This window comes from Streptomyces sp. NPDC049837, assembly GCF_040674455.1.
Taxonomy (GTDB): Bacteria; Actinomycetota; Actinomycetes; order Streptomycetales; family Streptomycetaceae; genus Streptomyces.
Window position 1 is genome coordinate 93,740 of record NZ_JBFAMP010000006.1, and the last position, 13,064, is coordinate 106,803.

11 protein-coding genes are annotated in these 13,064 nt (G+C 72.9%); 5 read left to right on the top strand and 6 right to left on the bottom strand.

Features of this window, described 5'->3' with window-relative positions:
• The first annotated feature begins 60 nt into the window (after nt 1-60).
• Both AB0J57_RS18140 and AB0J57_RS18145 read left to right on the top strand, forming a co-directional pair.
• The gene (locus AB0J57_RS18140) at nt 61-1,836 is read left to right on the top strand and encodes a phosphatidylglycerol lysyltransferase domain-containing protein (protein ID WP_366129194.1); all 1,776 of its coding nucleotides are present in this window, start codon (nt 61-63) and stop codon (nt 1,834-1,836) included.
• A complete protein-coding gene (locus AB0J57_RS18145) occupies nt 1,833-2,576 on the top strand; it encodes a hypothetical protein (protein ID WP_366129196.1) in 744 nt (247 codons plus the stop codon). Before AB0J57_RS18140 ends, AB0J57_RS18145 begins: the two co-directional genes overlap by 4 nt.
• Here AB0J57_RS18145 and AB0J57_RS18150 read toward each other — a convergent pair.
• Nucleotides 2,468-3,280, bottom strand: coding sequence for a hypothetical protein (locus AB0J57_RS18150; protein WP_366129197.1), 813 nt, complete (start codon nt 3,278-3,280; stop codon nt 2,468-2,470). The genes AB0J57_RS18145 and AB0J57_RS18150 overlap by 109 nt on opposite strands.
• A gap of 46 nt (nt 3,281-3,326) precedes the next feature.
• Here AB0J57_RS18150 and AB0J57_RS18155 point away from each other — a divergent pair, with 46 nt between their 5' ends.
• Nucleotides 3,327-4,136, top strand: a complete 810-nt coding sequence (locus AB0J57_RS18155) for an adenosylcobinamide-GDP ribazoletransferase (protein ID WP_366129198.1) — start codon at nt 3,327-3,329, stop codon at nt 4,134-4,136.
• An 87-nt stretch (nt 4,137-4,223) separates the two neighbouring features.
• The gene (locus tag AB0J57_RS18160) at nt 4,224-4,427 is read left to right on the top strand and encodes a cold-shock protein (RefSeq protein WP_366129200.1); all 204 of its coding nucleotides are present in this window, start codon (nt 4,224-4,226) and stop codon (nt 4,425-4,427) included.
• Between the two features lie 13 nt (nt 4,428-4,440).
• Here AB0J57_RS18160 and AB0J57_RS18165 read toward each other — a convergent pair whose 3' ends face one another.
• The 5 genes from AB0J57_RS18165 to AB0J57_RS18185 are packed head-to-tail and all read right to left on the bottom strand — an operon-like array spanning nt 4,441 to nt 10,975.
• The gene (locus AB0J57_RS18165) at nt 4,441-5,235 is read right to left on the bottom strand and encodes an endo alpha-1,4 polygalactosaminidase (RefSeq protein ID WP_366129201.1); all 795 of its coding nucleotides are present in this window, start codon (nt 5,233-5,235) and stop codon (nt 4,441-4,443) included.
• Nucleotides 5,232-5,840, bottom strand: coding sequence for a spherulation-specific family 4 protein (locus AB0J57_RS18170; protein WP_366129203.1), 609 nt, complete (start codon nt 5,838-5,840; stop codon nt 5,232-5,234). Before AB0J57_RS18170 ends, AB0J57_RS18165 begins: the two co-directional genes overlap by 4 nt.
• 34 nt (nt 5,841-5,874) lie before the next feature.
• A complete protein-coding gene (locus AB0J57_RS18175) occupies nt 5,875-7,350 on the bottom strand; it encodes a hypothetical protein (protein WP_366129205.1) in 1,476 nt (491 codons plus the stop codon).
• The gene (gene pelF, locus AB0J57_RS18180) at nt 7,350-8,888 is read right to left on the bottom strand and encodes a GT4 family glycosyltransferase PelF (RefSeq protein ID WP_366129206.1); all 1,539 of its coding nucleotides are present in this window, start codon (nt 8,886-8,888) and stop codon (nt 7,350-7,352) included. Before pelF ends, AB0J57_RS18175 begins: the two co-directional genes overlap by 1 nt.
• Before the next feature lie 32 nt (nt 8,889-8,920).
• Nucleotides 8,921-10,975 carry a hypothetical protein gene (locus AB0J57_RS18185; RefSeq protein ID WP_366129207.1) on the bottom strand — a complete coding sequence of 685 codons (2,055 nt, stop codon included), beginning with the start codon at nt 10,973-10,975 and terminating at the stop codon, nt 8,921-8,923.
• 305 nt (nt 10,976-11,280) lie between these two features.
• On the opposite strand from AB0J57_RS18185, the gene AB0J57_RS18190 reads away from it, so the two are divergent.
• Complete coding sequence (locus tag AB0J57_RS18190) at nt 11,281-12,801, top strand: leucyl aminopeptidase (RefSeq protein WP_366129208.1); 1,521 nt, start codon at nt 11,281-11,283, stop codon at nt 12,799-12,801.
• Nucleotides 12,802-13,064: the final 263 nt, after the last annotated feature.

Here is a 13,064-nt window from a genome sequence, read left to right on the forward strand (position 1 = left end):
GGCGGTGGCCGTACCCGCTGGACCGGCCATGTCAGGCGATGCCCCATATGATCGCGTTTCATGGGAGATGTCCGGTTGTCCGCGTCCACCAAGAGCCCCGCCGACACCGCCGCCGAAGCACCCGGCGGCACCGCCCGCTCGCGGCGCGGCGCCGCGTTCGCCGTCTGGTACCTGCGGGCCGTCGCGTTCCTGAACCTCCTCGGCGCCGTGTGGGTGTCCTTCGGCCAGGACCTGCGGCGGCACAACACGGACGACTACTTCACGCCGTACCTGCTCACCGCCGGCTTCGCCTCCGGCGCTTTCGCGCTCTTCCTGGCGATCACCATGCGCCGCCGCAAGCGCGCCGCGTGGATCCTCAACCTCGTCCTCGCCGGGCTGTTCCTGCTGCTGTTCGCCGTCGCCATGGCCTTCCCCGAGATCCGGCAGCACGCGCAGAACTGGGTCTCCCTCTTCCTGACCGCCGGCTTCGTGCTGGCGCTGCTGCTCGGCCGCCGGGAGTTCTACGCGAAGGGCGACCGCTCCAACCCGGCGCTGGCCACGGCCGTGGCCGTCGGCGGGCTGCTGGTCACGTCGCTGATCGCCGCCCTGCTCGTCACCGCGACCGACACCGCCCGCGCCACCTTCCCCGAGCGCTGGCGCTACGGCGTGCTGCGCCTGGTCACGCTCGCCACCGACACCTCCCCCGAGATCCGTACGCCCGGCTGGGTGGACGTCGTCATCAACATCATGTCGACGCTCCTGCTGATCGCCGTCCTGTACGCCGCGTTCCGCTCCCGCCGGGCCGTCGACCCGCTGAGCGAGCGGGACGAGGAGGAGCTGCGGGCGCTGCTGGACCGGCACGGTGACCGCGACTCGCTCGGCTACTTCGCGCTGCGCCGTGAGAAGAGCGTCGTCTGGTCGCCCAGCCGCAAGGCGGCGGTCGCCTACCGCGTCGTCGGCGGCGTCTCGCTCGCCTCCGGCGACCCCATCGGTGACCCGGAGGCGTGGCCGGGCGCGATCGAGCCGTGGCTGGCGGAGGCGCGTGAGCACGGCTGGATCCCGGCCGTGATGGGCGCGAGCGAGGAGGCGGGCACCGTCTACGCCCGGCACGGCATGGACGCCCTGGAGCTGGGCGACGAGGCGATCGTGGACACCGGCGAGTTCACCCTCGACGGGCGGGCGATGCGCACCGTGCGCCAGGCGTACAACCGGGTCAAGCGCGCCGGGTACCAGGTGCGCATCCGCCGCCACGAGGACATCCCGCCCGACGAGATGGCCGAACTGCTGCGGCTGGCCGACGACTGGCGCGACGGCGCCACCGAGCGGGGCTTCTCGATGGCGCTGGGGCGGCTGGGCGACCCGGCCGACGGGCGGTGCGTGATGCTGGAGTGCGCCGACGCCGACGGCGTACCGCGCGCCCTGCTGTCGTTCGTGCCGTGGGGGCCCCGGGGCCTGTCGCTCGACCTGATGCGCCGCGACCGGAACTCCGAGAACGGCCTGGTGGAGTTCATGGTCATCGAGCTCCTCCAGCGCGCCGGAGAGATCGGGATCACGCAGGTCTCACTGAACTTCGCGATGTTCAGGTCGGTCTTCGAACGTGGCGCGAAGCTCGGGGCGGGTCCCGTGCTGCGACTGTGGCGCTCCCTGCTGAGCTTCTTCTCCCGCTGGTGGCAGATCGAGTCGCTGTACCGCGCCAACGCCAAGTACCGACCGATCTGGGAGCCGCGATTCATGCTCTTCGAGAAGAGTTCCGACCTGCTGCGCATCGGCCTGGCCGCGGGCCGCGCGGAAGGATTCCTGGAGGCGCCCGGCCTGCCCAAGTGGATGCACCGGCACCTGGAAGGCAGACGCCGTTGAGGCGGTTCGCGCGCCGCGAGTGGGGGACGCTGTACGCGGCCGTACGGACGGCTCTGGTGACCCGCAAGTGGCGTGCGGTCGCCATGACGCTCGGCGCGGTCTGCCTGACGGGGGTCTTCCAGGTCGTACAGAACCAGCCCTGGGGGTACGGGCTGGTCCAGAGCATCGGCTCGGTGCGGGCGGAGGACCCGCTGTGGCTGGCGCTGCTGCGCACACCGCTGTCGCTGTTCGTCCCGGCGCTCGACCTGCCGGTGTGGGGCGCGCTGGCGCAGATCCTGCTGGTGTTCGGCATCGCGGAGATCTGCCTGGGCCGGCCGCTGACGCTGCTGGTCGCGTACGCGGCGACGCTGGCCGGGACGATGTACGCCCGGCTCGGCATCGCGCTCGGCCCGGACGCCCCGCTGGGGCTGGGGCTGCCCGCGTCCGACGCCCGGGTCGTGGACACCGGCCCGTCGGCGGCGGTCGTGGGGCTCGCGGTGTTCGTCTGCTGGCGCCACCGGGCGTGGGTGACGGGCGGCCTGGTGGTCGTGGCGATGGTGGTCGAGGTGCTGGTGAAGTGCAACCTCGCGGGCAAGGAGCACCTGGCGGCGATCGCGGCCGTGCTGGTGGTGTGCGCGGTGCTCTCGTGGCGTCAGCGCCGGTCGGGCCCGTCCTCGGGTGGGCGGTCCTCCGGCGGGCGGTCGTCGGGCGGGTGGCGCAAGGGCAGTACGCGGTCGGGGGCGCCGGCGATCAGGTCCTGAAAGCGGCGCCTGACCCGGTCCCAGCGCCGGTCGTGGTGGAACGCCCGCAGCCCCGCCTTGGCGCGGGCCCTGGGCCGGTTGCGGTAGAGCCGGCGCGCCCACAGGGAGCCGGGGCGGGCCAGGCGCAGCGCTCCGAAGACGGCGACGGGCCACACGAACAGGCCGAGGATCGCCATCCGGAACTTGCCCTTGAACAGTGCGACGAGCACGAAGACGAAATTCAGGGTGATGGTGAGAATGAGGCTGCCCCGGCCCTGCCGCTCCTCCGGGGTGACCTCGTCGACGCCCAGCGGCGAGAAGCCGCCGAGGACCAGCAGGAGCAGCGCGGTGGTGAGGACCACCACCTCCACGCTCTTGCGGCCCTGCTCCGTCCAGTAGACGTCGTCGAGGTGGAGGATCAGCGCGAACTCGTCGAGCACCAGCCCCGCGCCCATCCCCAGGATCACCGCGCAGAGGATGGCCCCGGCCTCGTGCCGTCCCACCGCGACGGAGCCGAAACCACCGATCAGGGTGAGGACGACACCGGGCACCACATGGTGGATGTGCAGCCCGCCGGGCCGGACGTTGCGAAAGGGCCCCTTGCCCGCCCGGATCAGCCGGGTGACCGTGCGGGTGACCAGGAAGGTCAGCACGAAGGAGGCGAGGGCGACGAGCAGCGGGAGCTTCCCCGGCTCGACGATGTTGCGGTAGAACCAGTGCCCCATGCCACCCGCTCCAGGATCGTGCGTTCTACCGACTACCCTGCGCGCGGTGACCATTTCCCGCACCCGTACCGGCGCCCGTACGAGCGTCGACGGCATACGTTTCGCCTTCGGCACCCTCACCGTGCTGCCCGTGCGGGTGACCCGCTGGGACCGGGAGGCGGCCCGCGCCGGCATGCTGTGGGCGCCGCTCGCCGGCCTGGTGGTGGGCCTCGCCGCGGCGGCCGCCGGCGGCCTCGCCTGGCTGCTCGGCGCCGGACCGCTGCTCGCCGCCGTGGCCTCGGCCGCCGTGCCCGCCGTACTGACCCGGGGCCTGCACCTGGACGGGCTCGCGGACACCGCGGACGGGCTGGGCAGCGGCAAGCCCGCCGAGGACGCGCTGCGGATCATGAAGCAGTCGGACATCGGACCGTTCGGGGTCATCACGCTGCTGTTCGTGCTGCTCGCCCAGGTCGCGGCGCTGCACGAGCTGTACGCGGCCGGGGGCTGGCCGTACGGGGTGGCCGGCGCCGCCCTCGCCGGCACGGTCGCCCGCCTGGCACTCACCCTCGCCTCCCGCACCGCCGTCCCGGCGGCCCGCCCCGAGGGGCTGGGCGCGGTGGTGGCGGGCACGGTCCCGGTGCGGTGGGCGCTGGCGGTGACCGTACTGGTCCTGGTGGGCGCGGCCGGGGCGGGCTGCGCGCTGGGCGGCCCGTACGGGGCGCTGCGTCACGTCCTGGCGGCGGTGGTGGCCCTCGGGGCGGCTCAGTGGCTGCTGGGCCGCTGCGTGCGCCGTTTCGGCGGGGTGACGGGCGACGTCTTCGGGGCGGTGGCGGAAACGGCGGCCACGGCGGCGCTCGTCGTCCTGACCTTGTCCTGACCTCGTCCCGCGCCTTCGACTGATCGGCGTTTGAGGAGCCCCGGGCCCGGTAGTCGGCGGGTGAAGGAAAGAAGGAGATCGATCAGTATGGCTACTGGCACTGTGAAGTGGTTCAACCCGGAAAAGGGCTTCGGTTTCATCGAGCAGGACGGGGGCGGCCCCGACGTGTTCGTCCACTACTCGGCCATCGCCGCCACCGGATACCGGGAGCTGCATGAGGGCCAGAAGGTCCAGTTCGACGTCACCCAGGGTCCGAAGGGCCCGCAGGCCGAGAACGTGACCCCCTCGTAGGAACTCGTAGGAATCAGCAGGGGGCGCGCCAGGCCCCCAGCTCGTACCGCTTCAGTATCGAGCTCATCCGAAGCTGCTTCGCCTCCGGGCAGAACTCCCGCGTCGCGAGCTCGTACTCCACGTGGAAGACCGCCTTGCCCGCGTCGATGAACGGGAGCAGGGCGGCGCACTCGTCGTGCTCGGCGCACTGTTCGTTGACCGCGAAGTCGAAGTCGTCCAGCAACTGCGGGATCTGGTCCAGGTCGTTCTTGAGGCCCACGGCCAGGCCCCGCTCGTGCGCCAGGCGGGCGATGAGGCGGTTGTAGCGGAGCTGGTCGGCCGCCGTCAGGGGGAAGCCGGTGCGGTTGGCGTAGCCGTCCATGTTGTCGGGCTCCACCGCGTCGAAGCCCTTCTTCCGGCACATGTCCAGGCGGGCGGCCATCAGCGGTGCGAGGACGTCGGTGCGGCGGATGTCGAGCCACCGCTCGCCCTTCCAGCCGTTGCCCTTCCCGATCACGGACTTGGGGAACTTCCCTGCGTCCGGGCGCCAGTCCTCCCACGCCCCGGTGGACAGGTAGCAGATGACCTTCCGGCCGCGCCGGTGCAGGTCGGCCACCGTCGACGCCGGGTGGTCGAAGCCGTCGATGTCGTACACCGGCACGTCCACGGTCGGGTCGAGGCGCCCGCTGAGCTGCCACTGCCACGCCTGGCCGGGCCTGGGCTGCCAGCGGCTCCGCTTCGGCCTGGGATCGTCGTCGGACGTGCTGGTGCAGCCTGCCAGGAGCAGCACCAGGACGGCGAGGAGGAGCGGTGCGCGGCGGCGCGTCACCGGCACTCCAGCGCGTGCGGGAGGGTGCCCCAGGGGTGCGCCCCGGCGCCGGGGACCGCGCACCGGACGCGGGTGGAGACGCGGGCGTCGGGCGGCGCCGCGTAGACGAGGTGGCAGTAGTGGTCGGCGAGCGGGAGGTCCATGTCGCGGTAGGTGTCCCAGGGCCCCTCGAACGTGACCAGCAGCTCGGCCAGTTCGGCGTACGAGGGGTGTGGCTGCGCCCCGTGGTTGAGGACGACCGTGGCCGCGCCGGCCGCGCGGGCGGCGACGCCGAGGCGCCGGTAGTGCTCGACGGCCTCGCGCTGGGTGGGCACCTGGTCGAGGAACGCGCCGTCGGCGCCGTACCAGTCGCGGTGGCGGACCAGGTCGGTGAGGACGTCGGCGTGCGGGCGGCGGCCGTAGTCGGTGTCGGTGTAGCCGAGGACGCACACCCCGGCCGCCCTCAGCCGGTCCGCCACGGTCACGAACGCCGGGTCGGGCGCGCGGCCGGCGCCGCTCGCGGGATTGAGCACGACCCCGTACAGCAGCGGCGCGGAGGCGATGATCGCGTCCCACTCGTCGGGGCGTTCGGCGGGGTGCTCGTAGTAGGGCACCAGCAGGTCCACGTGCGCTTCCTCCGTGTGTCTTACGTACGTGTCCTCACGTACGGTGCGCGGTCGCCCGCCCGAGCAGCACGCCGCCCAGCACGGCCAGCACCACGGCGGCCGCTCCGGCGACGCCCGCGCCGACCAGCCCCGGGTCGCCCGCCCCCGTCGCCAGTGCCACCGTCTGCGCCCCGGCCGCCGCCCCGCACACCACCGCAGCGCTGAGCACCGCCCCGAACGACTGCAACAGCAGGGCCGCCCACAGCACCGTACCGATCAGGAGCAGTGCCGCGAGCCGGATTCCGCCGATGTCCGGCGCACCCGGCCACAGCAGCGTGCCGGTCACCGCGAGGGCCAGCAGCACCGCCAGGTAGACGGTCAGGCACAGCGCCAGGGTGGTGGCCGTGGCGCGGCGGAAGGCGCGGGAGCTGGTGGAGGCCCGCAGGCCCGCGAGGCTCTCGCTGCGGAACCGGTGCAGCAGCCACTCGGCGGGCCCCATGGACAGGGTGAGCGCCACGGCGGTCGGCCCGGCGACCGACGCCCCGGTGCCCCCGGCCACGACGTCGCCGATCGCGGCGTACAGGACGAGCCCGCCGGTGCCGAGCCCGAACAGCCCGTACGGCACGGACGCGGCGAGCCGGGGCGCGGCCTTCCCCCGCTCGGTGGCCTTCCCCCGCTCGCCCGGCGGCTCCGTCCCCCCGGGCAGCAGCTCACGCCCCGCCAGCGCGACCGCCAGGGCCAGGGAGGTGCCGAGCAGCGCCGCCCGCGCCGGGTCGGGCAGGCCGAGCCAGAAGGCGGCGGGCGTGCCGGCGACCAGCGGGGCCAGCGCGCCCAGCAGCGCCTTCTCCCGGTCCAGGACCAGCAGCACGGTCGCGGCCGCCAGGTACACCGCCTGGCCCGCCGCGAACACGGCGCCGCCCCACTCCCCCGGCCCGCCCGCCCCGGCCGCCACCAGCGCGCCGAGCAGGGCGCCCGCCGGGGCACCGCGCAGCAGGGTGCGGGTGGCGGCCCGGCGGTCCCCGAGGCCCAGCCAGGAGTAGGCGCGGTGGGACAGGGCCTGGTTCCACACCCAGCCGGTGACCGCGCCGGCGAGCAGCGGGACCGTGCCGGCGGGCAGGCCGAGCGCGCCGGGCGGCCCGGCCAGGAGCGGGGCGCCGAGCACATAGGCGAGGCCCGGCAGGGCGAAGACGAGGCCGCGCAGCAGGCAGCCGCCGATGCCGGTGTGCCACGGGTCGGTGGGCGGGCCGTCCGGTTCGGGGAAACTCCGCTCCACGCGCGCGTACAGGTCCTCGGCGAGGGCGAAGGAGTTCTCCCGGCCGTAGGTGAGGCGTATGTGGTCGTCCGTCATGCCGTCGGATTCGAGGATGGCGGCTATCTCGTCGGGGTGGACGGCGGCCGCTATCACGTCCTCCAGCCGGGTGGTCAGTTCGTCGATGGGGTCGGGGGCGGCCCAGCTCGGCCGGGGACGGGGGATCGCGGGCAGCGTGTCGCGGCCGGCCGACTCCGCCGTCAGCCACAGGGAGCCGCTCATCAGGCCGCCTCCCCGCTGACGAGGTCGTCCTCGGTGACCAGGGGGCGCCAAGGGTCGGCGATGCGGAGCTGGAGGGTCCAGTCCCGGGTCTCCTCGGCTTCCGGCTCCGGCTGCGGGTGTCCGGCCAGCTCCAGGTAGATGCGGCGGAAGCCGTCCACGGAGCGGCGCAGGGTGAACTGGTCGACGACCCGCTGCCGGGCCCGGCGGCCCAGTTCGGCGCGGCGAGCGTCGTCGCGCAGCAGGGTCAGCACGGCCTCCGCCATGACGGCCGGTTCGCGGGGCGGCACCACCAGCCCCGTGTCGCCGACCGCCTCCCGTACCCCGCCGACGTCGGTGGAGACGGTGGCCCGGCCGCACGACATGGCCTCGATCAGCGAGAAGGGGAACCCTTCGCTGATGGAGGAGAGCATCACCAGGTGGCCGGCCGCGTAGGCGCTCGCCACGTCGGAGATGCGCCCCTCGTAAGCGATGCCGTCGGTGACGCCCAGGTCGGCGGCGAGCTTCTCCAGCTTGGTGCGGTAGTCCTCGTTGCCGGCCGGGACGGGGCCGAACAACCGCAGCCGCAGCTCCGGGACTTCGGCGCGGGCGATGGCGTACGCCCTGATGAGCGTCTCCAGGTCCTTGATGGGGTCGATGCGGCCGCACCAGCTCAGCGTGGGCACGGCGGGTTCGGGACCGGCGAGGGGGAAGGCGTGCGGGTCGACGCCGTTGTAGACGGTGCGGATGCGGTCGGCGGGGGCGCCGCCGCGCTCCTCCCAGCGCCGGTTGTACTGGTTGCAGGGGGTGATGAGGTCGGCCTTCCGATAGCCGAGGGTGTTGAGCTCGCGGTAGAAGCCGAGCATCAGGGCCTTGACGGGCCAGCGCTGGGCGGCGCTGCGGTAGCCGAGGTAGCGCTCGCGCAGGTAGATGCCGTGTTCGGTGAGCAGGAACGGTACGCCGTCGAAGTGCTGGGCGGCGAGCGCGGGGAGGGTGGCCAGTCCGCTGGAGACGGCGTGGGCAACGCAGTCGTCGGGTATGCGGGCGGCGAGCGGGCGCAGCGCGTGTTCCAGGAGGTCGGTCGCGGTCAGGGCGTCGTGGACGGTGGGGCGGGCGGCCGCCGTCTTCAGGTGCGGCATGGTCCATATCCACATCAGCGAGCGGAGGACGGACTCGGAGCGGAGAGCGGCCGAGAGCCTGCCGCGCCGGGCCAGTAAGGCGAGGTCGTACAGGCTCGTGGCGAAGTCGCAGCCGGCGGACGGGTCGAGTATCGACAGCAGGAAGCGCTCGTAGGTGTCGGTGAAGCGGCGCCGCTCCCGGCCGATGAGGGGCCGGGAGCGCCCCTGGGCCGGGCCCCACAGCGGGAACGAGGTGTGGCGGTAGAGGTTGGTCGGCAGCTCCCAGGTGACCGGCTCGCGGCCGCTGCCGGTCAGCGCCAGGACCTGGAAGTCGACCTCGGGCATGCCCCGGACGAGCTGGTCGCACCAGGTGCTGACGCCCCCGTGAACGTGCGGATAGGTGCCCTCGGTGAGCATGGTGACATGGCGGCCACTGCTCGGCATCGGTGTCCCCCCGGAGGTGATGTTGTCGGGCGTCAGGTGGTCGGCAGCGTGAGCGTGGTCGCGGACTGGAGCGTGTCGGGAGCCGTCCAGGCCGAGCGGGCACCGGCGTACGGGGTGCCGAACGCCGTCGTACCGAACAACTGCTGTTTACGGGTCCCTTCGGGCGCGGTGACGGGGGCGGTCACTCCGGCCGGCGCCTTGACGGTGACGGTGTTCCCGATGCGGTACGCGGTGACCTTGCCGTCCGCGAGGGCCTTGTCCCAGGCGGCGCGCCGGGCCAGTTCCGTACCGGCGTCGCGGTGGCGGGGCGTGACGAGCGGGGTGTTGTCGGCGAACAGGGCGCGGTAGTCGGCGAGGAGCTTGTCCAGGACGGGGTAGAGGAGGCGGTCCTCGGCGAGGTTGGACTGGTGGACGTAGTGCGGGCGCGGGTCGTTGCCCATGACGTGGCCCAGGGCGATGCGGGCCTCCTGCGGCACGATGTGGGTGGCGTACCCGGTGTTCACGTCGAGCGGCTCGTCGAGGCAGGTGGAGGCGGGGTCGGTCTCGCAGACACCGCTGCCGCCGTCCTCCTTGGACGTGTAGATCCAGTTGTACTCGTCGGCCATCTCCTGGGCCGTACCGACGTTGTAGTACACGTTCATCGGGTGGCGCGGGACGGTCCGCGCGGCGCCGACGGGGCGCTGCTGGGGCTCGCGCGAGTTGTCGCTGGCGATCCAGCGGACGCCGGTGTCGGCGAGGGCGCCTGCCAGGTTGGGGTTGTCGGCCGGCTGCTGCGGGAGGGTCTTGAGTCCGGAGTGCTCGCCGGTGACCAGTTCGGTGCGGTCGACGGCGATGCCCTTGTTCACGGCCCAGGTGTGGTTGTCGCGGATCTGGGCGGCGATCTCGGCGCGGCTCATCCAGCGGGTGTTGCCGTACGCGTCCTTGGCGCAGCTCCACGGGACGGTCGAGGTGTCCTGGACGCAGCCCAGGAACGGGTGCGTGTAGGTGTGGTTGATCCAGCGGTACTGGGCGCGGTCGGCGAGCAGCCGGGCGGTGAGCGGGTCGCTGCCGCCGTGCTCGGCCTTCCATTCCTCGCCGGAGCCCGCGTTGTAGACCATGTCGAGGGTGAGACCGGCGGAGCGCTGCCACTGGGCGGCGTACTCGGCGTCGGCCGCCGTCATCCGGATCGGCTCGGTCCCCTCACCGTCACCGCCCGGGCAGTCGAAGTCGCCGGGCGTGCAGTTGCGTTCGGTGTCCCAGCGGGCGTCGGGGGCGAAGACGTCGTCGACATGGACGGAAAGGTAGTTGCGGTTCCGTCCGAGGTGTACGCCCTGCGTCAGCCATTCCACGATGCCCCGGGCCAGCGCCCGGAACTGCCGCTGGTGCCGGTTGTAGGCGAAGGTGACGACCAGTTCACGCCGGCCGTCGTGGGCGTACTGCCCGATGAGGCTGGCGCGTCCGCCGTCGCCGGTGGGGACGTCGAGGAAACTGGTGTAGCCCTCGCGTGGCCGGCCGGCGTACCCGTAACTCTCGGAGATGTCCGGGTCGTTGTCCTCGAAGGTGAGCGGCCCGTCGAGGTACCGGAAGGGGCCGGCCTTCCCGGCGGCGGTGAGGTCGGTGCGGACCCCGTCCATCACGCCGGAGCGCCCGCCCTCGCTGGTGTAGTCGAGGCCCACGCCCGGGTGGGCCCAGGTGTACGCGTCGACCTGGGGAATGGCGTACCGCTGCTCGTACGCGGTGAGGGCGGTCCGCTCCGCCGCCGCCAGCCCCTGCGGCGCCTCGTCCGGCAGCACCACGCCCTGGTACTTGGCGCGCGGCCGCCCGTCGACCGTGTCGGCGAGGAACGCGGCGTCGATGACCGGACGTGCGGGGTCGGCGAGGCGCACGGTGCGGTAGGGGACGCCGGAACCTTTCAGTTCGGATGTGATCGCCCCGACCGCGCCGCCGCCGTCGTCCACGACCAGCACGGTCAGGTCGACGCGCGGCGCGAGTTCGGCCGCCGCCGCCGGGCCGGCCGGGACCACCGTGGCGAGCAGGGCCGTGGCCAGCAGTGTCGCGGCCGGCAGCCGTCCGGCCGCTCTCGGGCCCCGGACTCCCAATGTGCGCATATGACTTCCCCCCTGGTGTGTCCTCCGCGCGCGTACGGGCACCGGGAGGATCTGTGGAGATGATGCAAAGGGGTACGTTGCTCCCTTGCAGGATTGCAGGGAGTGTGACGCAGCTCTCACCTGTTGACGCGGCGAACGTGGCGGAGACGCCACGGATGAGTGAATCGCCGCCGCCGTGAGCGGAACGGGACGGCACGCGTAGGCTCGTTCCCGGTCTTTCCCGGGCCCGACTTACGATGCGGCAGGACCCGGTCGTCCCACCCCTCGACCGCCTCAGAACTCAATGGAAGCGAGAATTCACCACCGTGACTGCTCTCACTCTCAGCACCGCCGGCGCGGCGACACTGCGCGCCGACGCTCTCGTCGTCGGCGTCGCCAAGAGCCCGAAGGGCGGCAAGGGACTCGTTGTCGCACCGGGCGCCGAGGCCGTGGACAAGGCGTTCGACGGAAAGCTCGCCACCGTCCTGGAGACCCTCGGCGCCTCCGGCTCCGAGGGTGAGGTGACCAAGGTGCCCTCGCCGTCCGGTCTGAAGGCCCCGGTCGTGCTCGCGGTGGGACTCGGCTCGGCTCCGGAGAAGGACGAGGCGTACGACGCCGAGGCGCTGCGCCGCGCCGCCGGCTGCGCCGCCCGGGCGCTGAGCGGCGTGAAGAAGGCCGCGTTCGCCCTGCCGGTCGAGGCGGTCGAGGACGCCGAGGCGATCGCGGAGGGCGCGCTGCTGGGCGCGTACGCCTTCACCGCGTACCAGGAGAAGGGCAAGGACGCCAAGGGCCCGCTGGCCGAGGTGGCGCTGCTGGGCGGCAAGCCGCGCGACAAGGCGTACAAGGCCGCGGCCGAGCGCGCCGTCGCGCTGGCCGAGGAGATCAACCGCGCCCGCGACCTGATCAACACCCCGCCGAACGACCTCTACCCCGAGTCCTTCGCCGCCATCGCCACCGCGGCCGGCAAGGAGCACGGCATCAAGGTGCAGGTGCTGGACGAGAAGGCGCTCGTCAAGGGCGGCTACGGCGGCATCCTCGGCGTCGGCCAGGGCTCGGAGCACGCCCCGCGCCTGGTGAAGCTCAGCTACACGCACCCGAAGGCGGAGAAGACCCTCGCCCTGGTCGGCAAGGGCATCACCTACGACTCGGGCGGCATCTCCCTGAAGCCGGCCGGTCACAACGAGACGATGAAGTGCGACATGAGCGGCGCGGCCGCGGTGTTCGCCGCCGTCGTCACCGCCGCCCGCCTCGGCCTGGAGGTGAACGTCACCGGGTGGCTGGCGCTCGCCGAGAACATGCCGTCCGGTTCCGCCGTCCGCCCCGGTGACGTGCTGCGCATGTACAGCGGCAAGACCGTCGAGGTGCTGAACACCGACGCCGAGGGCCGCCTGGTCCTGGCCGACGCCCTGACCCGCGCCTCGGAGGAGAACCCGGACGCGATCGTCGACGTGGCGACGCTGACCGGCGCGATGGTGCTGGCGCTGGGCAACCGCACCTTCGGCATCATGGCGAACGACGACGCCTTCCGTACCTCGATCCACGAGATCGCGGAGGAGGTCGGCGAGCAGTCCTGGCCGATGCCGCTCCCGGCCGACCTGCGCAAGGGCATGGACTCGCCGACCGCCGACATCGCCAACATGGGCGAGCGGATGGGCGGCGGCCTGGTGGCCGGCCTGTTCCTGAAGGAGTTCGTCGGCGAGGGCATCACCTGGGCCCACCTGGACATCGCGGGCCCGGCCTACAACGAGGGCGGCCCCTTCGGCTACACCCCGAAGGGCGGCACCGGCTCGGCGGTCCGCACCCTGGTGAAGCTCGCGGAGCGCACGGCGGCGGGCGACCTCGGCTGACGCCTCCCGTGTGACATCGGTGTGATCTGCACGGCCCCGGACGGACGGTCCGGGGCCGTGTCCTTTCCCCGAAACCGCACGGGAACCGCAACGGAATCCGTACCTTCGTACGCCTCGGGGGGCCGCCGGGACGGACGATCGGCCGTCTCACACCCCGGCCCCGCGTCCCGCCTCCCGGCAACAAGTGCGAAGATGGGTTCTCGGCAGGACAGGGCCCCCACCACAGGGCCGAAGAAACAGCGGCCGAACACCAGCCGCCGCCC